Origin of the sequence: Mesorhizobium sp. CA10, from assembly GCF_020165285.1 — a bacterium.
Classification (GTDB): Bacteria; Pseudomonadota; Alphaproteobacteria; order Rhizobiales; family Rhizobiaceae; genus Mesorhizobium.
In genome coordinates, this window is sequence record NZ_JAIUHV010000003.1 from 61,570 (window position 1) to 84,597 (window position 23,028).

General features: G+C 63.3%; 25 protein-coding genes. 11 read left to right on the forward strand and 14 right to left on the reverse strand.

Features of this window, described 5'->3' with window-relative positions:
- Window positions 1-81: 81 nt before the first annotated feature.
- Entirely contained in the window at window positions 82-267 is a 186-nt protein-coding gene (locus tag LB535_RS07260) for a hypothetical protein (protein ID WP_140627083.1), read from the reverse strand.
- Between the two features lie 221 nt (window positions 268-488).
- Between LB535_RS07260 and LB535_RS07265 the strand changes: the two genes are divergently transcribed.
- Window positions 489-1,388: a LysR substrate-binding domain-containing protein gene (locus LB535_RS07265; RefSeq protein WP_095764924.1), complete on the forward strand. Its 900-nt coding sequence runs from the start codon at window positions 489-491 to the stop codon at window positions 1,386-1,388.
- A gap of 1 nt (window position 1,389) precedes the next feature.
- On the opposite strand, the gene LB535_RS07270 is transcribed toward LB535_RS07265, so the two are convergent.
- Together LB535_RS07270 and LB535_RS07275 are read right to left on the reverse strand one after the other, a co-directional pair.
- Window positions 1,390-2,352, reverse strand: a complete 963-nt coding sequence (locus LB535_RS07270; protein ID WP_224631716.1) for an alpha/beta hydrolase — start codon at window positions 2,350-2,352, stop codon at window positions 1,390-1,392.
- A 309-nt stretch (window positions 2,353-2,661) separates the two neighbouring features.
- Window positions 2,662-2,847 carry a hypothetical protein gene (locus tag LB535_RS07275; protein WP_224631717.1) on the reverse strand — a complete coding sequence of 62 codons (186 nt, stop codon included), beginning with the start codon at window positions 2,845-2,847 and terminating at the stop codon, window positions 2,662-2,664.
- A gap of 337 nt (window positions 2,848-3,184) precedes the next feature.
- Here LB535_RS07275 and LB535_RS07280 point away from each other — a divergent pair, with 337 nt between their 5' ends.
- Window positions 3,185-4,207 (forward strand): acyltransferase family protein, encoded by a 1,023-nt coding sequence (locus tag LB535_RS07280; RefSeq protein WP_224631718.1) that lies wholly within the window; start codon window positions 3,185-3,187, stop codon window positions 4,205-4,207.
- A gap of 9 nt (window positions 4,208-4,216) precedes the next feature.
- Here LB535_RS07280 and LB535_RS07285 read toward each other — a convergent pair whose 3' ends face one another.
- Window positions 4,217-6,286 (reverse strand): ASKHA domain-containing protein, encoded by a 2,070-nt coding sequence (locus LB535_RS07285; RefSeq protein ID WP_224631719.1) that lies wholly within the window; start codon window positions 6,284-6,286, stop codon window positions 4,217-4,219.
- 89 nt (window positions 6,287-6,375) lie between these two features.
- Here LB535_RS07285 and LB535_RS07290 point away from each other — a divergent pair, with 89 nt between their 5' ends.
- The gene (locus tag LB535_RS07290) at window positions 6,376-6,618 is read left to right on the forward strand and encodes a hypothetical protein (RefSeq protein WP_224626007.1); all 243 of its coding nucleotides are present in this window, start codon (window positions 6,376-6,378) and stop codon (window positions 6,616-6,618) included.
- A 79-nt stretch (window positions 6,619-6,697) separates the two neighbouring features.
- On the opposite strand, the gene LB535_RS07295 is transcribed toward LB535_RS07290, so the two are convergent.
- From LB535_RS07295 to LB535_RS07320, 6 genes are all read right to left on the reverse strand, one after another.
- On the reverse strand, window positions 6,698-7,672 hold the full coding sequence (locus LB535_RS07295; protein WP_095764928.1) for a methyltetrahydrofolate cobalamin methyltransferase: 975 nt from the start codon (window positions 7,670-7,672) through the stop codon (window positions 6,698-6,700).
- A 141-nt stretch (window positions 7,673-7,813) separates the two neighbouring features.
- Window positions 7,814-8,905 (reverse strand): methylenetetrahydrofolate reductase, encoded by a 1,092-nt coding sequence (locus LB535_RS07300; protein WP_140725060.1) that lies wholly within the window; start codon window positions 8,903-8,905, stop codon window positions 7,814-7,816.
- Window positions 8,902-9,492, reverse strand: a complete 591-nt coding sequence (locus LB535_RS07305; RefSeq protein WP_224522699.1) for a methylenetetrahydrofolate reductase C-terminal domain-containing protein — start codon at window positions 9,490-9,492, stop codon at window positions 8,902-8,904. The genes LB535_RS07300 and LB535_RS07305 overlap by 4 nt, the downstream gene beginning before the upstream one ends.
- Window positions 9,485-9,787 (reverse strand): virulence factor, encoded by a 303-nt coding sequence (locus LB535_RS07310; RefSeq protein WP_041003951.1) that lies wholly within the window; start codon window positions 9,785-9,787, stop codon window positions 9,485-9,487. Before LB535_RS07310 ends, LB535_RS07305 begins: the two co-directional genes overlap by 8 nt.
- 134 nt (window positions 9,788-9,921) lie before the next feature.
- Window positions 9,922-10,704 carry a formyl transferase gene (locus LB535_RS07315; RefSeq protein ID WP_224631720.1) on the reverse strand — a complete coding sequence of 261 codons (783 nt, stop codon included), beginning with the start codon at window positions 10,702-10,704 and terminating at the stop codon, window positions 9,922-9,924.
- A gap of 94 nt (window positions 10,705-10,798) precedes the next feature.
- A complete protein-coding gene (locus tag LB535_RS07320; RefSeq protein ID WP_224631721.1) occupies window positions 10,799-11,374 on the reverse strand; it encodes a DUF4893 domain-containing protein in 576 nt (191 codons plus the stop codon).
- A gap of 238 nt (window positions 11,375-11,612) precedes the next feature.
- Between LB535_RS07320 and LB535_RS07325 the strand changes: the two genes are divergently transcribed.
- Window positions 11,613-12,524, forward strand: a complete 912-nt coding sequence (locus LB535_RS07325) for an NAD-dependent epimerase/dehydratase family protein (protein WP_224631722.1) — start codon at window positions 11,613-11,615, stop codon at window positions 12,522-12,524.
- Window positions 12,525-12,527: 3 nt separating this feature from the next.
- Here the strand turns inward: LB535_RS07325 and LB535_RS07330 are convergent, their stop codons facing one another.
- Complete coding sequence (locus LB535_RS07330; protein ID WP_224631723.1) at window positions 12,528-13,169, reverse strand: DUF1638 domain-containing protein; 642 nt, start codon at window positions 13,167-13,169, stop codon at window positions 12,528-12,530.
- Between the two features lie 53 nt (window positions 13,170-13,222).
- Between LB535_RS07330 and LB535_RS07335 the strand changes: the two genes are divergently transcribed.
- Complete coding sequence (locus LB535_RS07335) at window positions 13,223-13,357, forward strand: entericidin A/B family lipoprotein (protein ID WP_041003961.1); 135 nt, start codon at window positions 13,223-13,225, stop codon at window positions 13,355-13,357.
- An 85-nt stretch (window positions 13,358-13,442) separates the two neighbouring features.
- Here LB535_RS07335 and LB535_RS07340 read toward each other — a convergent pair whose 3' ends face one another.
- Complete coding sequence (locus tag LB535_RS07340; protein WP_095764935.1) at window positions 13,443-14,141, reverse strand: corrinoid protein; 699 nt, start codon at window positions 14,139-14,141, stop codon at window positions 13,443-13,445.
- A gap of 270 nt (window positions 14,142-14,411) precedes the next feature.
- Here LB535_RS07340 and LB535_RS07345 point away from each other — a divergent pair, with 270 nt between their 5' ends.
- From LB535_RS07345 to LB535_RS07370, 6 genes are all read left to right on the forward strand, one after another.
- A complete protein-coding gene (locus tag LB535_RS07345) occupies window positions 14,412-15,986 on the forward strand; it encodes a trimethylamine methyltransferase family protein (RefSeq protein WP_224631724.1) in 1,575 nt (524 codons plus the stop codon).
- Between the two features lie 89 nt (window positions 15,987-16,075).
- The gene (locus LB535_RS07350; RefSeq protein WP_224631725.1) at window positions 16,076-16,765 is read left to right on the forward strand and encodes a 4Fe-4S dicluster domain-containing protein; all 690 of its coding nucleotides are present in this window, start codon (window positions 16,076-16,078) and stop codon (window positions 16,763-16,765) included.
- 104 nt (window positions 16,766-16,869) lie between these two features.
- Window positions 16,870-17,601, forward strand: coding sequence for a dienelactone hydrolase family protein (locus LB535_RS07355; protein WP_224631726.1), 732 nt, complete (start codon window positions 16,870-16,872; stop codon window positions 17,599-17,601).
- A 181-nt stretch (window positions 17,602-17,782) separates the two neighbouring features.
- On the forward strand, window positions 17,783-18,343 hold the full coding sequence (locus LB535_RS07360) for an RNA polymerase sigma factor (RefSeq protein ID WP_095765551.1): 561 nt from the start codon (window positions 17,783-17,785) through the stop codon (window positions 18,341-18,343).
- A 2-nt stretch (window positions 18,344-18,345) separates the two neighbouring features.
- Window positions 18,346-20,532 carry a vWA domain-containing protein gene (locus LB535_RS07365; protein ID WP_224631727.1) on the forward strand — a complete coding sequence of 729 codons (2,187 nt, stop codon included), beginning with the start codon at window positions 18,346-18,348 and terminating at the stop codon, window positions 20,530-20,532.
- Between the two features lie 139 nt (window positions 20,533-20,671).
- Window positions 20,672-20,956 (forward strand): hypothetical protein, encoded by a 285-nt coding sequence (locus tag LB535_RS07370; protein WP_224522689.1) that lies wholly within the window; start codon window positions 20,672-20,674, stop codon window positions 20,954-20,956.
- An 8-nt stretch (window positions 20,957-20,964) separates the two neighbouring features.
- Here LB535_RS07370 and bmt read toward each other — a convergent pair whose 3' ends face one another.
- Window positions 20,965-21,987 carry a betaine--homocysteine S-methyltransferase gene (bmt, locus tag LB535_RS07375; protein WP_224631728.1) on the reverse strand — a complete coding sequence of 341 codons (1,023 nt, stop codon included), beginning with the start codon at window positions 21,985-21,987 and terminating at the stop codon, window positions 20,965-20,967.
- Between the two features lie 155 nt (window positions 21,988-22,142).
- A complete protein-coding gene (locus tag LB535_RS07380; RefSeq protein WP_140541935.1) occupies window positions 22,143-23,000 on the reverse strand; it encodes a helix-turn-helix domain-containing protein in 858 nt (285 codons plus the stop codon).
- Between the last annotated feature and the right edge of the window lie 28 nt (window positions 23,001-23,028).

Consider the following 23,028-nt stretch of genomic DNA (forward strand, 5'->3'; position numbering starts at 1 on the left):
TGAATGCAAATAAAAGGTCTAAACAAACGAAAGGCCTGCCGAGCTGATCCGGCAGGCCTTCAGAACTCTATACGCACTTGATTACTTCGCTCCGGCCCAGCTTCCGACGCCGAGGCGCATGCCGGTCTTGGCGTCGGCGGCTTCCGGCCAGCCGATATCCTTCTGCAGTTCGATCGGCAGCGCATGGATGGCGCGTTCGGTCTGGTAGCGGGCGCGGGCCGCGCTGAATTCGGTCGCAAGCCGACCGATGGAAGACAGGATAGACATTTCTTTCTCCTCTATGCGGGCAGGGAGGGGCGCCCGTCATTGCGTTAAACCAGGTCTGTTTCAGCTTCATTTCACGTCGATTGCAGGACTGTGTCAGGGTCGTTTCATGGCTGCTTTTGGCAGCATCCTGTATCGATCGAGTTGACTATGCGCTTGGAGTGATGTTCAATCAAACGAAATGGAATGATGGATTGCATCAGAAAAATTGAAGGCAAGCTGCCATGAACGCCCCGCTCAATCATCCTTTGCCGCTGCTTGACCTCGATGTGCTGCGCACCTTCGTGGCGATTGCCGAGACCGGCAGCTTCACCACCGCCGCCAATGCGGTGTTCCGCACGCCATCGGCCGTCTCCATGCAGATCAAGAAGCTCGAGGACATCCTCGGCCGTTCCGTCTTCGCGCGCGACGCGCGTTCGGTGACGCTGACCACGGATGGCGAGATGCTGCTCGGCTATGCGCGCCGGCTGTTGTCGATCAACCGCGAGGTGGTGTCGAAGTTCATCATTCCCGACATTGTCGGCGTGGTGCGGCTCGGTTCCCCGGACGACTATGGCGAGCGCGTGCTGCCGCATGTGCTGAAGCGTTTTGCCCAGTCGCATCCCTCGATCGCCGTCGACGTCACCATCGACCAGAGCATCAATCTGCGCCGCCGCATGGACGACCGCGCGCTCGACATCACGCTGCTCACCAATTCCTACAAGACCAGCGCGATCGGCGCTGAGGTGCTTTTGACCGAGCCGATCGTGTGGGCGGGCGCCAAGGGCGGCTGCGCGCATCTGCGCGAGCCGCTGCCGGTGTCGCTGTGGGAAGAAGGCTGCGCCTGGCGGGCGGGAGCGCTAGAAGCGCTCGGGCGCGAAGGCCGCAACTACCGCATCGCCTATATGAGCGCACACACGGCCGGCCAGCGCGCCGCGATCATGGCCGACCTCGCGGTGGCGCCGCTGCCGAAGTCTTTCCTCGGCGACGACATGGTCTCGCTGGGCGCCAAGGACGGCATGCCCGAGATCGGCACCTACAATCTTGCCATGGTGGTGGCGCCTGATGCGAGCGCGCCGGTGAAGGCCGTGGCCGACCATATCCGGGCGACGTTCGAAGTGTTCCGGGAAACCGGCAAGTTCTGAGCTATTCGGCCGCGGGCGCGGAGCGGGCTCCGAAAGCTGCTTTCGTTCTGCGTCGAGCGCGGGCTCGGGCTGGCGCCGGAACGCTGAGAAAGTCGACGATGCTGTCGCGAGCGCGGCGCGCCTCGGGCATCTCGATCAGCGGCCAGACGTGGAACATGCCTTCCTCGTAGACCAGGTCGACCTCGACACCGGCAGCACGCGCGCGTTCGGCGAAGATGAGATTATCTGGCGTCAGCATGTCGCGTGAACCGGTCAGCAGCAGCGTCTTGGGCAGCACGGACAGGTTGCCGTAGAGCGGGCTGATGTGCCAGTCGGTGCGGTCGAAACCGGCGCTGTAGAGCCGCACCGCTTCCAGCCCACCCGCAATACCCAGCCACGGATCCTGCCGCTCGGCCTCGAAGACTTCGGGATTTGCAAGCGAAACGTCGAGACCGGGCGAGATCAGCACATGGCGCGACGGTGCCGGCAGCCCCTCCTCGGCGGCCATCATGGTCAGCACAACGGCCATGTTGCCGCCGGCGGAATCGCCCATGAAGACGATGTCTTGCGCCTCAGTCTCTTCGAGCATGCGCCGGTAGACGTTGCCGACCATGCCGAACATGTCATGGAAATTGTGCTCCGGCGCGATGGGATAGATCGGCACGGTGATGCCGAAACCGAGACGCTCGGCCATCTCGGCGATCAGCCCCCAATGGTAGGAGGTGATCTGAAAGACATAGGCGCCGCCATGCATGTAGAGGATGCGCCGACGCTCGCCCGCCTTCGGCGCGAGCTCATAGACGGGAAAGCCGTCGATCTCGGTCTCGGTGATGCCCAACCGTGCCCTGAGCAAGGCCGGCGGATGATAGTCCTCGGTTTTGCGGGCGTAGGCGATCCAGCGCTGCAGGTTCTCGGGACTGGAAAACGCCTTCTTGCGGCTGTGCCTGAGAACGAACGAAACGAGATGGCTTTTCAAACTGGGCATGCAGATACACGCGCTTCGGCAGAGCCGACTAAGAGAATTCCCCCCGCTCTGCGAAGATTGTACCTCAGTTAAAAATGTCAAGGATCACGCTGGCACATCGGCGTGATCGGATGGTGCCGGTTCTTTGTTTGCGCGATTTCGGGCGGAAGGCTACGGCGAATTGTCGAGCCTAACCGCTGCGCACTGTTCTGGAATTGCTCTAGCGCCACTTCGACAGCAGCGCCGAGCGCAGTTTGTTGTCGCCGGCAACCGAGGCCGCGTCGCGGCCCCGGCGCTTGCCGAGCAGCTTGCATTTGTCGGCGAAGGTCATCAGCGCGGCGTGCCCAGAAGCGGCGCATGAAGGGCTGCCTGCGGGTCGCTCGGCGGCGAGGCCGGCCAGCCGATATCCTTCTGGACATGCGCCGGCAGATCGTTGAGCGCGCGGATCGCCTTGTTCCTGGCATGAGCCTGCCTGATGGTGACACCGAAGCGGCTGAGATTTCCGAACATCGACATTTTCATCTCCCTTGAAGAGCGTGGCAGCCGAAGCTGCATGTCTTTGTCCCAAAGCCGCGAAGCGCTTTTGGGCGACATGCATAATCTTCAGCCGCCGTGCGATGGCCGCTAAATGCGTCACGCATGTATCGGGTCGATTTCGCGAAAACAGCGTTTCCGTTTCGAGATCGCGTGGATTCGGAAACATTTGCATACAAATGAATTGAGCAGACCGGCGCGCCCGTTCGATCCGAATAGCTGCCATCGGCGGTTGACAGAGGCGAACGGCTGCATTGTTATTGTGCAATGCGGCGTGGGGCGTGTGCATCGCAGCATGATGCGATCGGATCAAGGCATCGTGACGAGCATCCATAGTGTCCAATATCTGCGCGGCCTCGCCGCCTGCGCGGTGGTAGGCTTTCATGTCAGCGAGCAGTTCGGCGGTCCGTTCAACGTCGGAGCATCCGGCGTCGACGTCTTCTTCGTCATCAGCGGCTTCATCATGTGGGTGACGATGGCCGGCAGGCCGGCTGATCCTTGGCGCTTCATGGGGCGCCGGATCACCCGCATCGTGCCTCTCTACTGGATCGTCACGCTGCTGACCGCGGCCGGCATCCTGATCAAGCCGCAGTTCTTCTACGGCCATTTCTTCAGCGTCCCGAATTTCGTTGGTTCGCTGTTCTTCCTGCCGGTTCTGCAGGAGAACGCGCTGCATCCAATCGTTATACAAGGTTGGACGCTCTGCTATGAAATGATGTTCTATCTCGTTTTCGCGCTGGTTCTGTTTCTCGGGCAACGCTGGCGGTTCGGCGTCCTCGTGGGCGCCCTTGTTGCCATCGTCGCGCTGCATTTCGTGGTTCCTGCCGGATACGCACGCGCCTTCAGCGATCCTGTCGTGCTCGAATTCGCGGCCGGCGTCGTCGTTGGGCGTTTGTGGTTGCAGGGCGCCAGGCTGCCGCTCGGGGTGGGGCTGGCGATGGCTGGCGCGGGATTTCTTCTGCTTGCGGCCTGCTCGCTATTCGATGCCGATTTGCCGCGGGCCTTGCGCTGGGGACTCCCGGCCGCATTGATCGTGGCGGGTGCGGTTTTTGCCGAACGGTCGCGGCCGTTCAAGCCGGCTGCCTTGCCCACATTTCTCGGCGATGCGTCCTATTCGATTTATTTGTGGCATGTCGTGGTCGGCGTCCTGACGACTGGCGTCGTCCTGAGGACCGGCCTGCCGGCAGCGATGCAGCCGGCGACGATCCTGGTCGCCACACTGGCGCTTTCGGCGATGCTTTATCTGATCGTCGAAAAGCCATTGATCGGGCTGCTGCATCCGCAACGTCCCAAGGGCGCCGTCAAGGCAGCCAATGCCGCGGCCGCAGGGGCAGCGGAATGAACTGAGACGTTAGTCCCGACCGCGCCGTGCAGCGCGCTCCTCGCGGGAACGCCGGCGTGGGGTAGCGTCACCGGCGGTGCCGTCCTCGCTCATCGTTTTGCGCGGCGGCAGCTTCACCGCGGCCGCCAGCTTGGGGAAGGGGTCGACCTTGTTCGGCAGCGCCATGGCGTAGACGAAGTGCTCCTGGAATTTCGGCTCAAGCGCCGTCTCGATCTTCTCGATCCTGCTCACCGTCTCCTCGATCTCGCGCCGGTAACCGCGATTGAGCAGCGCCATGCGCGCGCCGGCGCCGGCGGCGTTGCCGACGGCCTGGACCTTGTCCAAGTCGCAATCCGGGATCAGGCCGAGCACCATGGCGTATTTCGGATCGATGAAGGAACCGAAGGCACCGGCGAAATGAATGCGGTCGACATGGTCGGTGTGCTGCTTTTCCATCAGAAGCTTGGTGCCGGCATAGAGTGCCGCCTTGGCAAGCTGGATGGCGCGCACGTCGTTCTGGGTGATGGTGATCTTGGGCTCGCCCTCCTTCAGCACGTAGGAGAAGGTGCGGCCGTTGGGCACGATGCGCGGCGAGCGCAGGCCGAGCGATCCGTCGACGACGCCGTCTTCCGAGATGATGCCGGCGAGATACATCTCCGCCACCACTTCGATGATGCCGGAGCCGCAGATGCCGGTGACGCCGGTGGCCTGCACGCTTTCGGTGAAGCCAGGCTGATCGGACCACAGTTCCGAGCCGATGACCCGATATTTCGGTTCCAGCGTTTCGGGGTCGATGCGAACGCGCTCGATGGCGCCAGGCGCCGCGCGCTGACCGCCGGAGATCTCCGCGCCTTCGAAGGCCGGGCCGGTCGGGGAGGAGGCCGCCACGACGCGCGTGGAGTTGCCGAGCACGATCTCGGCGTTGGTGCCGACATCGACGATCAGCATCATCTCGTCCTGGCGATGCGGGCCTTCCGACAGGGTGACGGCGGCCGCGTCGGCGCCGACATGGCCGGCAATGCAGGGCAGCATATAAAGGCGCGCGCCCTGGTTGAGCTTCAGACCGATGTCGGAGGCCTTGATGCGTACGGCGCCTGAGACGGCAAGCGCGAAAGGCGCGCCGCCCAACTCGGTCGGATCGATGCCGAGGAACAGATGATGCATGATCGGATTGCCGACAAAGACGGAATCCAGGATGTCGTTGCGCTGGACATTGCCTTCGGCACAGACCTTGTCGACGAGGCCGGAGATCGCCTCGCGCACGGCGACCGTCATGCCTTCGCGGCCGTCCGGGTTCATCATCACGTAGGAGACGCGGCTCATCAGATCCTCGCCGAAGCGGATCTGCGGATTGGACGTGCCGGAGGACGCAGCAACGCGACCCGACAGCAGCGACACCAGATGCATGGCAATGGTGGTCGAGCCGATGTCGCAGGCAAGGCCGTATGCCTCGTTCTTCAGGCCGGGCCACAGCGCGATGACGCGCGCGATGTCGCTGTCGGCGTCCTTGTGGATGGCGGCGGTGGCGGTCCAGTTGCCCTTGCGCAGAATGCCCTGCACCTGCGGCATGAGATAGAAGTCGAATTCGAGGTTCTTTAAACCCCAGTCCTTCATCAGGGCGATCTTCAACCGGTCGAGATCGCCGAGCGGCTTGTGCATATCGGGCTCTTCGATCTCGACATAGCACATGCGGATCGCCGTATCGCGGGCGATCACCCTGGTATCTGCGTCCTTGCGGATGGTCTGGGCGTTGATGACCGTGTCCTGCGGCACGTCGATGACGAGGTCGCCGAGGATCTGCGTCGAGCAGGAGAGGCGGCGCCGCTCGGGCAGGCCGCGCACGCGTTCGTAGCGCTCTTCCTTGGCGCCCTTGGGCGAGATGTGGTCATTGGACGAGACGATCTTGTGCTTGGCGAAATTGCCTTCCTGCACTTCAATCTGGCAGCGGCCGCAGGTGGCGCGGCCGCCGCAAACGCTTTCGACATAGACGCCGAGCTGGCGCGCGGCATCGAGCACCGGCGTGCCAACCGGAAAGCGGCCGCGCTTGCCGGACGGCATGAACAGCACGAGCGGATCGGTGATGTTGGGGGGAGGATTCATGCTGGCACGTGTCTCGATGGCAATCGCCGATGCCGTTTAACGGATCGTTTTACTATTGGGCGGAGAGTCCGTTGGTCCAGAGGCCAACCATGTCGGATCTGTTGCTCTCCGCCATCTTCACCGCGTTCACCATGGTGCGCGTGATCAAGGGCTCGTGGCTGCGCAATCCGCAATATCTCGCCACCGGGATCCTCGGCGCGATCGTCGGTGCGCTGCTGCTGCACGCGTTCTGGCCCGCCTATGACGATGATTTCATCGTCGGCGGCGTGACAGGCATTTTCGGATCGTGGGCGGGAATGGCGTTGTTCGACGCCATATTGGGCGTGGCCTGAACGCAAAGCAGAGCTGTCCGCCCGCATCCACGATGCGATCGGACCAGCCTTGTTTGCGGTGCGGCTCACGATTGCGCGCTTATCCTCTGGCCATGCGGGCTTCGCGGCCGCCGCGGCGCCGGCCGCCATTGCCGTTACCTTCGCCCGGCGCATTGACGGCCGTCGGAGCCGCAACCGCTTGGCCGCCTTCGGCCGGCTTATAATCCTTGTAGGTGCGGATCCAGTTGGTGCAGTTCTCGTCGGTGCCGTTCAGCACATTGGCGCCGCGCACGGCTTCCATTTCCTGCGGACGGACCGGGTTCATGATTGCCGAGGTCATGCCGGCGCCGATCACCATCGGGATGAAAGCGGCGTTGATGCCGTGGCGGTGCGGCAGCCCGAAGGAGATGTTGGAGAGGCCGCAAGTGGTGTTGACCTTGAGCTCTTCGCGCAACCGGCGCAGCAGCGCGAATACCTGGCGGCCGGCATCGCCCAGCGCGCCGATCGGCATCACCAGCGGGTCGACGACGACGTCATGCGCCGGGATGCCGAAATCGGCGCAGCGCTCGACGATCTTCTTGGCGACGGCGAAGCGGACGTCCGGGTCCATCGAGATGCCGGTCTCGTCGTTGGAGATGGCGACGACCGGAACGTTGTATTTCTTGACCAGCGGCAGGATTGCCTCGAGCTTTTCTTCCTCGCCGGTGACGGAGTTGACCAGAGGGCGGCCCTTGGCGACCTTCAGCGCGGCTTCGATCGCGGCGCTGACCGAGCTATCGATCGACAGCGGCAGGTCGACCAGACCCTGCACGATCTCCAGCGTCTGCACCAGAAGCGCCGGCTCGGTCGCATTGGGGTCTACGGCGGTGACGCCGGCATTGACGTCGAGCATGGTGGCGCCACAGGCGGCCTGCTCCAGCGCATCCTTGATGACGGTCTCGAAGTTGCCGGCCACCATCTCGGCGGCGAGCTTCTTGCGGCCGGTCGGGTTGATGCGTTCGCCGATCACGCAGAAGGGCTGATCGAAGCCAATGACGATTTCTCGGGTCGCCGAGGCGACGATGGTGCGGGTCATGCGATCTCTCCGTCGGGATATAAAGACTTCTTTATATCGTTATCTGATTTGGTTCAAGTGAATGCGTGCCGTCCGCGCTCTTAGGCTCTAGGTTCATGTGTGTCGTTGCCCAAACCGGTTTCCACTTTGGGGCGACATACATCAATGCGCGGTCTTCACCATGTCCACCTGGGTTTCGGTTATCTCGTCATGCAGCAGGTGGTCGAGCCGGTCGGCGACCAGCTGGTCGTCGCGGCGGATCTCCCGCTTCCAAGGCTGGCGGCCTTTCAGCACGCCGGATTCATCGACGATCTCGGCGACATATTCTTCCTGGCGATAGGCCATCACATGGATGCCGGCGACGCCCGGGATTTCCTTCACCTCGTTGATGATGTCGATGCAGAGCTGCTTGCCTTCCTTCTTCTGATCCTGCGCGCCTTCCAGCCGCTTGATAACCGCGTCGGGGATGTGGATGCCCGGCACGTTGGAGCGGATCCATTTCGCGGTCTTGGCGGAGGCGAGCGGGCCGACGCCGCAGAGTAGGAAGAGCTTTTCGGTGTGGCCGAGGTCGCGCGCCTTCTGCATGAAGGTTCTGAACATCGGCACGTCGAAGCAATACTGCGTCTGCGCGAACTGCGCGCCGGCGGCGATCTTCTTGCCGAGATGGATCGGGCGGAAGTCGTAGGGCGGCGCGAAGGGGTTGACGGCAGCACCCAGGAAGACCTGCGGCGGCGTCGTCAGCTTGCGGCCTGACAGGAACTTGCCATTGTCGCGCATGATGCGGATGGTTTCGAGCAGCGACATGGAATCGAGGTCGAATACCGGCTTGGCGCCCGGCTGGTCGCCGGCCTGCACGCCGTCGCCGGTGAGGCACAGCATATTGGCGACGCCCATGGCGGCGCCGCCCAGCACGTCGCCCTGGATGGCGATGCGGTTCTTGTCGCGGCAGGCGATCTGCATGATCGGCGCATAGCCCATGCGAGTGAGCAGCGCGCAGATGCCGACCGAGGACATGTGGCAGTTGGCGCCCGAGGCGTCGACCGCATTGATGGCGTCGACCCAGCCGTCGAAGATCTTGGCGCGGTTGTAGACGTCTTCCGGATCGGCGCTGTCGGGCGGATTGAGCTCGGTCGTTACAGCAAACTCGCCGCGGCGCAGCACGCGCTCCAGCCGGCCGCGCGACGTGTGGCCGGGCAGGGGCTCGAGCGGCAGGTGGATGCCGGCCGGGTTCTCGTCGATCTGGCGGATGGTCATGCCGAAGCTCCGGGATTCTTGGCCGCTTCGCGCGCGGCGGCGGCCTGCGCGGTCACGCGGAGCCAGGCCGAGGTTTCGCGCAGCGACTGATCGACCGGCTTCTGCACGGTGAGGATCTTGTCGCCGTGGACCATGTTGCGCGAGCCTTCCCAGGCCTTGACCCAGACGCAGGGCATGTCCGGCTCGACTTCGCAATTGCCGTTGGCGCGCACGCCGCCGCAAGGACCGTTGCGCAGTTGCTTGGGGCAGTTCATCGGGCACGACATGCCGGTGGAGGAGAGCACGCATTGGCCGCACATGCGGCAGTCGAACATGAAGCCCTTGACCCGCTTCTCGACGAATTTCACCGGGGCTTCGACGCGGCCGTAGCCGATGCCTTTCCAAAGAGGGTGCAAGAGCAGGAAGACGTCGGCGAACCGGCTGTAGAACCATTCGAGCAAGCGCGAGTGCCGGACCGACCAAAGCCGCACGGCAAAAGTGCGCTGAACGCGGCGCTGCGGCGACACGTCGGCAGGCTTGTAATCGGATTTCGGCGCGGCCTTCTTGACCAAGGTGGCCTGGGTGACCGCCGGCTGTTGCTCAGACATTTTCTTTCCCGCCAGCCTTGACCAGAGCGACCAGCCGCTCTCGGTCATATTTTGCGTCGAGTTCCTGATAGGCTTTCTCAACCTCGGCCTCGATGTCGTCGCCGACCGGAACCGGGTCGGCCTTGCGCCATTCCGCCAGATAGTCGTCGGTGCCGCCGGCGCCGGTGCGCATGGCGCACATGTCTATCGCCTCAGTGAAGCGCAGCGGCAATTCGCGCTTGGCGTTCTGCCGGCCCTTCTTGACGATGACCTGGGCTGGGATGTCGCGCCAGTAGACGACGATCAGATCGGCCATGAATTCTCAACTCCTCGAAGTCATGGAGCATTGCCGCATGCGTGGTTGAGCCGCTTGTTATGGGACGACGCGCGCGCCTTCAAAAGCGACGCTGGCGACGGCGCAAAGCGAATGCTGAAATCCGTTGCGACTGATCACCAGACGCGCTTGGTCAGGCCGGTCCAGAGATAGAACCAGATCGTCGGGTGATACCATTGCTTCGATGGCAGGCCCGTATCGATCGTTTCCAGTCTGCCGGCCAGCGCATTGCCGACCGCCTCGACGCAGATATCGCGCGAAAAGGCTGCCTGCCGCAGCGCGTAGCTGGCGATCGTATCGCCGGTCCTGGGCCTGCCGCGCGCCTGCTTCAGCACGCCGCCGGTGTCGACGCCGGCATCGACCAGGTGAACGGTGGTGCCGAAATTCCCTTGATCGCCGAAGGCCAGCGCCCAGTAGCCGCCATTCATGCCGCGATATTTCGGCGCGATGCCGGCATGGTAGTTGAGCACCGGGCAAGGCATTCTTGCCAGCGTTTCCTTCGACAACAGCCTGCAGCCGGCAAGCAGCACCACGCCCGGATTGATCCTGGCGACCGTCTCGAGGCATTCGGGCCCGTTGGCGGATGGCACATGGATGATCACCTGACCTTGCCGCGGTTCAGTGTCGAGCTTCTCCTCGGCGATCAGCCTCTCGGCATGACCGGCGAGGAACCGCTTGCCGAGCCTGGTCAGCACCATCGTGCCGAGCTGGCCTATGGCCGAGATCCAGCCCTGACGTCGCGCACGGCGGATGAGCAGGCGCTTTTTGGAATCGGCGGATTCGAGGATGACGCTGACGGGACCGACGCGGTCGGCAATCGCATTGACGATGGCCCAGATATGCGGGCCACCTTCGGTGACGACCACGACCGGTCGCGTATTCGAGTCCGACGCTGCCACGGCACCCACCCGCTTGAAATCGCGCGCATGCTATGCGGAGCAGGTTAATCCTTGGTGTGACGGCGCCGTTTCAACGAGGCAGCAGAGGACGGGCTCAGCGCTTGAATTCCATGATGTCGAGTTTCGATTCGTAATAGGGCGCCGGGAATTCGATCCGCCACTCGGTGGCGCTGTTGCGGAAGGCGTAGCCGACCTGGTCGCTTTCGGGACCGCTGCCATAGGGCTTGGCCTTGTCATCAATGACCGAGAACGAGCCGAGATAGATGGAGCGTTTCTCGCCGTCGTCGAAGAAGCGGCCGGTTGTGCGCTGCGAGCCGCTGATCTTGGCGAGGCGCCAACCGGAGCCGTCGTCGGTCACCTTGCACTTGAACCAGCCATAGATGATGAGCGGGCTCAGGCCGCCCGCCTTGATGGTGCGGCACTTCCAGTTGCCGGTGAGATCCTTGTCGGAGAAGGCGACGAGAGGTCTGGCGAGCAGTTCGTCCAACTGCTTGACCTCGGACGGATCGCCGGCTCTTGCCTCTTCGAGAGCCGCCTTGCGCGTATCGCCATATTTGTCCAATCGCGCCTTGTCGGCAGCCGTTATCAGCTTCTGCACCTCGCCGTCGGCAAGGGACGGCAAAGTGAGGGCTACGACACCGAGGGCGGCAAGGAACAGGCGAGCCATCATGAACGTGTTTCCTCAAATCAATAGCTGGAACAAAGTTCTTTCTATCGCTGGCGCACAACTTACCGGTTCGCGCTCACCTGTCATCCGTGCTTTACAGCGTGAGCCAGAGCCGGATGATTTCAGGTCGGGTCGACCTGAAATCTGAATCCGGCTCCAAATCAAAGAGATAGAGCATGATGTCGTCCGAAAACCGCTCCACACTTTTCGGCATCATGCTCTAGAAAATGGCGGTTGATCGATGCGAATCTTGCTCACGGGATCGTCCGGCTGGTTGGGCAGCGCGCTTCAGCCAAGGCTCGAAGCGCTCGACCATGAGGTGGTCGGTCTCGATCCGGTTGCCTCGGCGCGCACGCAGGTCGTCGGCTCGATCGCGGATCGCGATCTTGTCCTGAAGACCGTCCGCGAGAACAGCATTGAGGCCATTATTCACAGTGGGGCGCTGCACAAGCCGAATATCGAGCATCATGAGAACACGGCCTTTATCGCCACGAATGTGCAAGGCACGCTCAATCTGCTCGATGCTGCCGTGGCCTGCGGCGTGCAACGCTTCGTCTTCACCTCGACGACGTCACTTATGATCTCGCAGGCAATCCGCGCAGGGTTCCAGGGCGGCGCGCGCAAGGCCGCCTGGCTGACGGAAGAGATGTCGCCTGAGCCGCGCAACATCTATGGCGTGACGAAACTCTCGGCCGAGCATCTCTGTCGCCTCTACCATATCGAGCATGGACTGCCGGTGGTGGTGCTGCGCACGGCACGCTTCTTTCCCGAGGCGGACGACATGGCGCATGCCATCGAGCAGTCCGATGCCAACACCAAGGCCAACGAGTTGCTGTTCCGGCGACTGACGGTGGAGGATGCGGCGGAAGCCCATGTGGCGGCCCTGGAGAAGGCGCCGAGCCTTGGCTTCGACATCTTCATCATCTCGGCGCCGACGCCGTTCCGGCCGCAGGATTGCGCCGAGCTGATCGCCGACGCGCCGACGGTCGTCGCGCGCTATTTCCCGGATTATTCGAGGCTCTATGCGAGGAAGGGCTGGACGATGTTTTCCTCGATCGACCGCGTCTACGATCCGTCGCGGGCGAGGGAGCGGCTGGGCTTCGTCTGCAGGACCAGCTTCGCCGATATGCTTGCAGCGCTGGAACAGGCGTGACGGCTAGGCGTCTCGGGCAGCGCCCTGTGCCGTCCGCGCCAGCTCGCCGGTCAGGTCGCCATAGCCGGTCGAGCGGCGCTCATAGGCGAGGCCGAGCATGACGGCGGCTTTCTCGGCGACCTTGTCGAGCTCCGGATCGTCGGTCTGGGCGAGATAGATCAGCTTCTCGTAATTGCCGAAATAATCCTTTATCAGCTCGGGATGCCGGTCGAGGCCGAGCGGCTTGATGAAGAAGGCCTCGAACTGGCGGCAGAGGAAATCAGTCATGTAGAACGACATCATGTCGTCGTCGGCGACCTTCGCGTAGGCGTCCATGCCCTGGTAGAAGGCAAAGCAGTGCGGCCCGGCCATTCGCTCGACGCCGTGCTTCTCGATGACGCGATCGAGCAGGCCGCCGGTGCCGCAATCTGCATAGCCGACGAAAATGTGCCGGTAGCCTTCCGCCTTGGCTTTCTCGATCGCCTTGTCCATCGCCGGCGCGATGCGGTCCGGATAGAAATGGAACTCGGCCGGCAGGCAGGTCAGATCGAGATGGTCGAGCTTTAGCTGTTGCTTGACGGCCAAAACTTCGCGCGCAATCATCCCGCAGGCGATGACGAGCAGCCTGTCTGTTTGATTCGGTTCCGTTTTTTGCGTCTTGACCAAGTCGGGCCGGCTTTCGCTGCGGGGCTTAATATCTGTCGAGGGAGACACCGTCCATGAAACTGCTACGCATCGCGCCGATCGCCATCCTGGCATGCGCGCTTGCACTCACGGCCTGCGCCAACACCATCCGGGGCGTCGGTAAGGACGTCAAATCGACGGCAAGGGCGGTCAAAGACACCGTCAACTGATCGGCAGCCTCGCCTATCATCTGGGTACAAAAAAGCCGCGCTGCAAGGCGCGGCTTTTCTTGTCGATCCATCCTGATGCCTTGGGTCAGGCGGAAGCGCGAACGTTGTGCTTGCGCTTCATGAAGTCCTTGGCGGTCTCGACCGCCACCGCAGCATCGCGGCAATAGGCGTCGGCGCCGACGGCCTTGCCGAATTCCTCGTTGAGCGGCGCGCCGCCGACCAGCACGACATAGTCGTCGCGGATGCCCTTTTCCTTCATCGTGTCGATCACGACCTTCATATAGGGCATGGTGGTGGTGAGCAGCGCCGACATGCCGATAATGTCGGGCTGGTGCTGCTCGATGGCGTCCAGGTATTTCTCGACGGCGTTGTTGATGCCGAGGTCGATGACGTCGAAGCCGGCACCTTCCATCATCATGCCGACGAGGTTCTTGCCGATGTCGTGGATGTCGCCCTTGACGGTGCCGATCACCATCTTGCCTTGCTTGGGCGCGCCGGTGGCGGCGAGCAACGGGCGCAAGATGGCCATGCCGGCCTTCATCGCGTTGGCGGAGAGCAGCACTTCCGGCACGAACAGGATGCCGTCGCGAAAATCCTCGCCGACGATGCGCATGCCTTCGACCAACGCCTCGGTCAGCACCTTGTAAGGCGCCCAGCCGCGCTCGAGAAGGATATTGGTGCCTTCCTCGATCTCTTCCTTCAGGCCGTCATACAGGTCGTCGTGCATCTGCTGCACGAGCTCGTCGTCGGAAAGCTCGGAAAGGATGATCTCGTCGTCGGACATTTTCTCGGGCTCCTTGCTGCTCGGAATGACTGCGGCAGCCTAAAAATCAATGCGCCAATACCTAACCCGCGAGGGCAAGCTAGCCATAGCTGATTTGCGACTTCCCGCAAAAGGAAAGCGACTGGAAAGTTGGCGCTTTTCTTGTCGATTTTGCGACAGGCGTTGGCGCTGGCGGGCCGTTTCCAATAGGGTGCATGGTTACGATCCGGCGAGAAGCGGCGGTTGCGGGCCGCGAGCCAATCCAGACTAGGTTTTATAGGAAGCACGATCATGAGCGAGAACGCGGCAGTCGACCAGGAAGCGTCAAACGCACGGCGTGGGCGCGGTGCCAGCGGCGGCGCGGCGGCCCGGCGCGCGGCGCGCTCGGGCGGCGGTCCGGGCACACAGCTCACCTATATCAAGCGCAAGATCAACGTCTACGAGGTCCTCAACGAGGAAGGCCTGGCGCTGATCGAGAAGAATACCGACACGGTGCTGGAAGAAATCGGCATCATTTTCCGCGACGACGCCGAGGCGCTGGCGCTTTGGAAGGAAGCGGGCGCCGACGTCAAGGGCGAGCGCGTGCATTTTCCGAAAGGTCTTTGCCGCTCGCTGTTGAAGACCGCGCCTTCGATCTACACCCAGCATGCGCGCAACCCGGAGCGCTCGGTGCAGATCGGCGGCAACGCGACCGTGTTCGCGCCAGTCTACGGCCCGCCCTTCGTGCGCGACCTCGACGGCAACCGCCGCTACGCGACGATCGAGGATTTCCAGAATTTCGTGAAGCTCGCCTATATGGCGCCCTCGATCCACCATTCGGGCGGCACGGTGTGCGAGCCGGTGGACGTGCCGGTCAACAAGCGCCACCTCGACATGATCTACTCGCATATCCGGTATTCGGATAAACCGTTCATGGGCTCGGTGACGGCTCCGGAACGGGCCGAGGACACGGTGGCGATGGCCAAGCTCGTGTTCGGCGACGACTTCGTCGAGAACAACACGGTGCTGACCAGCCTGATCAACGCCAACTCGCCGATGGTGTTCGACGAGACCATGCTAGGCGCGCTGAAAGTCTATTCGCGCCATAACCAGGCCTGCATCGTCACGCCGTTCATCCTGGCCGGCGCGATGAGCCCGGTAACCGTCGCCGGCACGCTGACGCAGGTGCTGGCCGAAGTGCTCGCCGGCGCTTCGTTCACCCAGCTGATCAGGCCTGGCGCGCCGGTGCTGTTCGGCACCTTCGCCTCGTCGATCTCGATGCAGTCCGGCGCGCCGACCTTCGGCACGCCGGAGCCGTCGCTGGTTTCCTACGGCGCCGCGCAGCTCGCGCGCCGGCTCGGCCTGCCGTTCCGCACCGGCGGCTCGCTCTGCGCCTCGAAGGTCCCGGACGCGCAGGCAGCCTATGAGAGCGCCAACACGCTCAACTCGACGATCCTTGCCGGCACCAATTTCGTCCTGCATTCGGCTGGCTGGCTCGAGGGCGGTCTCGCGTCCTGCTACGAAAAATTCATGATGGATATCGACCAGCTCGGCATGCAGCAGAAGTTTGCCGAAGGTGTCGACCTGTCGGAAAACGGCCAGGCGATGGACGCCATCCGCCAGGTCGGTCCGGGCAGCCACTATCTCGGCTGCGACCACACGCAGGCGAATTTCCAGACGGCCTTCTACCGTTCCAGCATCGCCGACAACAATTCCTACGAGCAGTGGCTGGCCGAAGGCGAGAAGACCGCCCAGCAGCGCGCCAACGAGCTCGCACGCCGCTGGCTGGAAAGCTACGAGGCGCCGCATCTCGATCCGGCCATCGACGAGGCGCTGAAGGACTTCATCGCCAGGAAGAAGGGCTCGATGGCCGACGCCTTCACGTGAAAGGAGCCCGAGTCAGGCCGGGCTAAAGTGGCCGACATCATCCACAAGGAAGTCTGGCGGAGCGCGTTCTCCGACCCGGACCGGAAGGGATGACTTTTTTCCGCGGCACGGTCGAGGAGATTGCGGCCGCACTCGCGGCCAACGGCCTGATTCTCCGCGGCGGTTTCAGCTTCGGTGACGATGAGGTGGCGCCAGCCGGGCCTTCCGGCGCGCCGGCCAAATCCGTGCTGCTTGTCGGACAGGCGGGCGCGGCGCCCTGGCCGCATTTCCAGCGCTGGCGGGAACGACAGGCGAGGGACATCGCCAACCCACTCGACAGTTGGTCGCGCGAGGTGATCGGCGCGGTGGCGAAAGAATTCGGCGCCCGCGCGGTGTCGCCATCCGATCGGCCCTATCTGCCGTTCCAGCAGTGGGCGATGCGGGCCGAAGGGCTGAAGCCGTCGCCGCTCGGCATCCTCATGCATCCGACCTATGGACTTTGGCATGCCTATCGCGCCGCATTGCTGTTCGAGGACGAGATTTCTCTTCCAGAAGCTCATCAGCCGATTCACCTTTGCGACGCATGCGTCGAAAAACCCTGCCTGAAATGCTGTCCGGTCGGCGCATATTCGGTGGATGGCTTTGCGCACGGGGCGTGCCTGGTGCATGTGCGTGGCACGGATGGTGCACCCTGCCGCGCCGGCGGCTGCCTCGACCGCAACGCCTGTCCTTATGGCGCTAAGTATCGCTATCCGGCCGATGTCCAGGCTTTTCATATGGCGGCGTTCGCCGGACTGTAGGCATTCTTCCGAACCGCACGGAAACTTGACCGCGATCGAGAGGTTGCGGCTTGCCCTGCCGGGCGGTGCGGATATCTATCGCCTGGCAACCGGCGGAGCGCGCAATGACGAAGCAGGACATCGAGATCAAGACCCTGGACGGCACGGCGAAGGCACGGCTGTTTCGTCCAGCCACGCCGGCCAAGGCTGGCGTCATACTCTATATGGATATTTTCGGTCCGCGCCCGGCGCTCGACCAGATGGCCGAGCGCCTCGCGGAGCATGGCTATGCCGTGCTGGTGCCCGATCTCTTCTACCGCTATGCGCCCTATGGTTCGTTCGATCCCAAAACCGCCTTTGCCGAGGAAAAGACCAAGGCCCTGCTGTTGATACTGAGCGGCGGCACGACGCAGGGCATGACCATCCGCGACGGCAGCGCCTTCCTCGATGCTCTGGCCGCCGAGGGGATCGCCGGACCGATTGGCGTCGTCGGCTACTGCATGGGCGGCGCGCGGGCGCTAAACGCGGCGGCGAGCTATCCGGACCGGATCGTTGCCGCGGCAAGCTTCCATGGCGGCAATCTCGCCAGCGACGCGGCCGACAGCCCGCACCGCAAGGCGTCCTCGATCAAGGCGCGCGTCTATGTCGGCGTCGCCGGCGTCGACCGCAGCTTCCCGCCGGAGCAGTCGGGGCGGCTGGCAGAGGCGCTCAGGGTGGCAGAGGTTGACTACGTCATCGAAAACTATGTCGGCGTCGACCACGGCTGGTGCGTCAAGGACCACAGCGTCTATGACGAGGCGGGTGCTGAGAGGCATTGGAAGCGGCTGACGACATTTTTCCAAGAGACGCTGGGCTAGCCTTCTCTCGCAGATCGCGAAGGGGGCGCAGTGCAGCGCGAGCCTTCGAATGTTCGCGCTGCCCCTCATCCGCCTTCGGGCACCTTCTCCCCGTGAACGGGCAGAAGGAAATGCGCCTCCGCAAAAAAATCTTTCCATCGCCCCAAGGATTGGCCATTAGCCTTCGTCCAACAGGCAAATGATGGCGATGATGCTGGACGACGGCGAAGCCTCCGATGCCGAACTGATCGGGCGGGCGAGGGGCGGAGACAGGGGTGCTTTCGGCAGATTGCTCGAAAGGCATTACGGCTTCGTCTATCGCGCCGCCTTTCGCTGGTGCGGCCGCAAAGCCGACGCCGAGGACATCGCCCAGGACGTCTGCGTGCGGCTCGGCCGCGCGATCCGCGATTATCAGGGCAGCGGCGCCTTCACGACATGGCTCTATGCCATGACGCTGAACGCTTCGCGCGACATGATGCGCAAGCGCGCCCGCGACACCGCCAAGACCGATGCCTACGGCGCCTATGCGCTGATCGCGGGCGACGCGTCGGCGGAGATCGACGATCCGGCCGAGGCGCTGTGGGCGGCGGTGCGGATGCTGCCCGACAAGCAACGCGACGCGGTGCTGCTGGTCTATGGCGAAGGTCTCAACCACGCGGCGGCGGGCGAGATCATGGCGATCTCGGAGACGACGGTGTCCTGGCACATCCATGAAGCGAAGAAACGGCTGAAGCTGCTGATGCGCTCAGCCGGGGAAGTGTGACCATGGTCGACGACAACGAACTCGAAAGGCTGCGCGATATCGCGGTACCGGCGCCGGACGGCGAGGCGAAGGCGCGCGCGTTCGCCGCCGCGATGCAGGCTTTCGACCTCGACGAAAAAATCTCGCCTGTTCGCCAAGGAACGTTCGCAGGCCTTCGTCTCACGGAGCGAGCAAGAATGCTCTGGAGAGACATCATGCAACGGAAACTCATCGCCACGCCGGCCATCACCGCGCTGGTCGCGCTGCCTATCGCCGGCTATGCCGCTTTCGAGATGCTGAAGGACCACCCGCCCGTCGTCGGCGGCAACGGCACGGTCACCGAGACCTTGGCCGACAAGCCGGCGGCGCAGAAGCCTGCGCTGGAACAGCCCGCGATTAACGAGCCGCTGGCAGCGGCGCCGGCCAAGGAGAAGAAGACAGACGCCGACGCCGAGACTCGGGCCAATTCACAAGTGGCGGCGCCGAAGCCGGCGACAGAGGTCGACGGCCTGCTCAAGCAGGAGGCTGCGCCGGAGAGCAAGCGCGCCCTGCAGCCTGCGCCGGCGGAGAGCGGCCAGCTCGCGGCCGGCGGCAAGGACGGGTCGTCAAACAGAGTGATCATGTCGATGACACCGCCTAGCGTCGATGAGGCTGAGCGGGCCGACAAGGCGCCGGCAGGCGGCGCGGCCGCCGTTCCGGCGTCTCCGCCCGCCGTCGCCGATTCCAAGCTGATGGTGCAGCCCGCGCCCATGCCGGTCGACCAACTGCAGCCGCAGGAGGAAAACCGCGATCGCGTCGAGAATTTCAAAACCAATCCGGTGCATGAAACAGCCCAGGATCCGGTCTCGACTTTCTCGATCGACGTCGATACCGCCTCCTATTCTTTCGTGCGGCGCTCGCTGAAGGAAGGCAGTCTGCCCGAACCAGACACGGTCCGCGTCGAGGAGATGATCAACTACTTCCCCTATGACTGGAAGGGACCGGATTCGACCAAGACGCCGTTCAACTCGACCGTCACCGTCATGCCGACGCCGTGGAACGAGCATACCAAGCTCATGCATGTCGCGATCAAGGGTTTCGACGTTAAGCCGGCTGAGCAGCCGAAGGCCAATCTGGTCTTCCTGATCGACGTCTCGGGCTCGATGGACGAGCCCGACAAGCTGCCGCTGCTGAAATCCGCCTTCCGCTTGCTGGTGAGCAAGCTGAAGCCAGACGACACCGTCTCGGTCGTCACCTATGCCGGCAATGCCGGCACGGTGCTGATGCCGACCAAGGGGGCAGAAAAGCAGAAGATCCTTGCGGCAATCAACAATCTGGCGCCCGGCGGCTCGACGGCCGGCGAAGAAGGCATCCGCGAGGCCTACAAGCTTGCGCAGCAATCCTTCGTCAAGGATGGCGTCAACCGTGTGATGCTTGCCACCGACGGCGACTTCAATGTCGGCCAGACCGATGACGACGACCTCAAGCGGCTGATCGAGAAGGAGCGCAAGACGGGCGTGTTCCTCTCGGTGTTCGGCTTCGGCCGCGGCAATCTGAACGACCAGATGATGCAGACCATCGCGCAGAACGGCAATGGCACGGCGGCCTATATCGACACGCTGGCCGAAGCCGAGAAGGTGCTGGTCGAGGATGCCTCCTCGACGCTGTTCACCATCGCCAAAGACGTCAAGATTCAGGTCGAGTTCAACCCAGCCACGGTCTCCGAATACCGTCTCGTCGGTTATGAGACCCGCGCGCTGAAGCGCGAGGATTTCAACAATGACCGCGTCGATACCGGCGATATCGGCTCAGGCCATTCGGTGACCGCGGTCTATGAGATCACGCCTAAAGGCAGCGGTGGCGAGCAGGTCGATCCGCTGCGCTACGACCAGGCCAAGGTCGACAATGGCGGCGTCGCCAATGCCGGCGAATATGCCTTCGTCAAGATCCGCTACAAGCTGCCGGACGAGAACGTCTCGAAGCTCATCACCACACCGGTGACCGCCGCCAATGAGGTCTCGTCCTTCGATGCGGCCGGCGCCGACCAACGTTTTTCGGTTGCCGTCGCGGCCTTCGGGCAGAAGCTGCGCGACGAGGATCAGACCGCGAATTTCAGCTATGACCGCATCGCAGAGATCGCCAATGCCGCGCGCGGCGCCGATCCATTCGGCTATCGGGCGGAGTTCCTGTCGCTGGTGCGGCTGGCCTCATCGCTGGACGGCAACAAGTAGGCCATTGCGGACTGAAGGAAAGGCCGGCGGGACAGATCCTGCCGGCCTTTTTTCGATCGTTAAATTGCACGGGTTTTCCGGAACCTCGCCGCAACGAGCTTCTGTTAGTCGGTGCTGACAAGGGTTTGAGGGATCAGCAGTGCATATCACGACAATGGGGAACGTGAACTCGACGGCGGCCAATGCCCCGGTGCGCGGACCGTCCGCTGCTTCAGCGGAAGCCGCGCGAATCAGGAACGATGTCGACGCGGCGCGCAACACAGCGCTTTCGGCCCTCAACAACGACCGTTTTCGCTCGATGCTTGAGCAGATCAGCGACCCCGGCGCATCGGGCGCCCTGATGACGATGGGCGCCGACAACCAGGGCAGTGCCGGCACCGATCTCAATACCGCGCTGTCGCGCTACGCTGAAAACAGCAAGTAGAAAACGTATCAGGCGCGGCTGCGCCGGCGCTCGCGGCGGGCTTCGCTGGTCTCGGCGGTGTTTGCCGTCGCCGCCTTGTTGCGCATCGGGCCGATGCGCTCGACGATCGTCTCGACGGTCGGGCGGGTCGACTTGGTGTGCGCGTCCAGCGCCTTGCGCATGGCAGCAAGGTGCGCGAACGAAGTGCCGCAGCAGCCGCCGACAATCTTGGCGCCGGCATCGACCGCCAGCCGCACATAATCGGACATCAGCTCCGGCGTGCCGGAATAATGGATCTCTGCGCCGCGGAACTCCGGAATGCCGCAATTGCCCTTGACGATCACGGTCGCGTCCGGCTTCGCCTCGGTCATGTCGAGCAGCGACGCCAGGATATCGGAAGCGCCGACGCCGCAATTGGCGCCGACGCCGAGAGGCGCCTGCGACAGGCCATCGGCGACGGCGTGGATATCCTTCGGCAGCAGGCCCATCATGGTGCGGCCGGCCGTGTCGAAGGAACCGGTGTAGGTATAGGGCAGGCCGACCCGGATGGCGGCCTCAGCCGCGGCGCGGATCTCGTCCGGCGCCGACATGGTCTCGATCCAGGCGACTTCGGCGCCGCCGGCCTTCAAGCCCTCGATCTGTTCGGCGAAGGCCTCGACCGCCTCGTCATAGGTCATGGCGCCGAGCGGCACCAGCAATTCGCCGGTCGGGCCGACGGAGCCGGCGACGATCACCGTCCGGCCGGCCGTGTCGGCGACAGAGCGGGCAATCTCGGCGGCGCGCTTGTTCAGCTCGTGGACGCGATCCTGCGCATGATGCAGCTTCAGCCTGTGGCGAGTGCCGCCGAAGGAATTGGTGAGAATGATATCGGCGCCGGCGTCGACAAAGTTCTGATGCAGGCTGGCGATGGTCTCGGGCGCCGTCTCATTGAGCAGCTCAGGCGCTTCGCCGGCCTCAAGACCCATCGCGAACAGATTGGTGCCGGTGGCGCCATCGGCCAAAAGCACGCCTTTTTCGGCAAGCAGTGCGTCAATAGGGTTGGTCGCGGTCATGGCCCTGAATTTCCTGCCTGGAATGGCTTTCGCGTTCAAATTCAAATAACGATATAAAGAAGTCTTTATGTCCAGTCAACGAATTTGCGGCCGCGAAAGGCCACGGGTTTCGCTGGAACGATCAGGGGCAGCCAAGATGATATCGATGCGCGCGATCAGGCAGAGCCTGACGGGAAGGACATTGCGGCCAGCTTTTGCGCAAAGCTCGCGGCCTCGTGCGCGTTGATGTCGGCGGCCCGGATCAGGTTGTCGAAATGGCTGGTGAGCGTGCGGATCGGCTGAGTGGCGCTCAGCACGATATACATGTCGCCGACATAGATCGCGGCGCGATAGGGGCCGAAGATCGTATAGGGGATCGAATAGCGAATGCGGCCGTCATAGAGGAACAGGCGAAAGGTCGGATAAAGGTCGTCAAGCAGCGCCGCCATGTGCAGCAATTGCTTGCGCCGTTCGGCCTCGGGGAAACGATCCCAGACACCGAGGCCGCGCGCGAAGATCTCCAGCGTGTGGCGCGGCATGCAGACTTCCATGTCGGTCTCCGGCCGACGGTTGTAGTCGATGCGATATTGCGTTTCGCCTGCCTGCGCCTCACGGCTCTTGTTGGCAATGCCGGCCTCATATTCCACCAGTGCCTCGGTCCGCAGAAGGTCGGGAATGCCCGCGGGCACATAGCGGATCTTGGTGCCGGCCGCCTCGGCATGCCATTTGGCCAAAAGCGTGCGGTCGAAGCCGTCGGGCGCCTCTTCGATCTCCAGGCTTTCTCTGATTTCGCCGGTGACCCCTTCGTCCTGGCTCAGGCCCAGCAGCCAGTCGAGCGATACCTTGAACTCGGCGGCGATGTTGAGGAGGGTCTCGGCGCGCGGCAGGCGGGTCGAGGCGCCGGAGAGGAGCTGCGACAGCGCCGAACGGTCGATGCCGACCGCCGTCGCGAAGGCCGACTGGTTCAGGTCGGACCGTGTCAAGAGCAATTTCAGGCGCTCCCGAAAGGTCGTCGACAGATCGCGCTTGTCCATCACTGTGCTTCCGTGCCGGAGAGGAAAA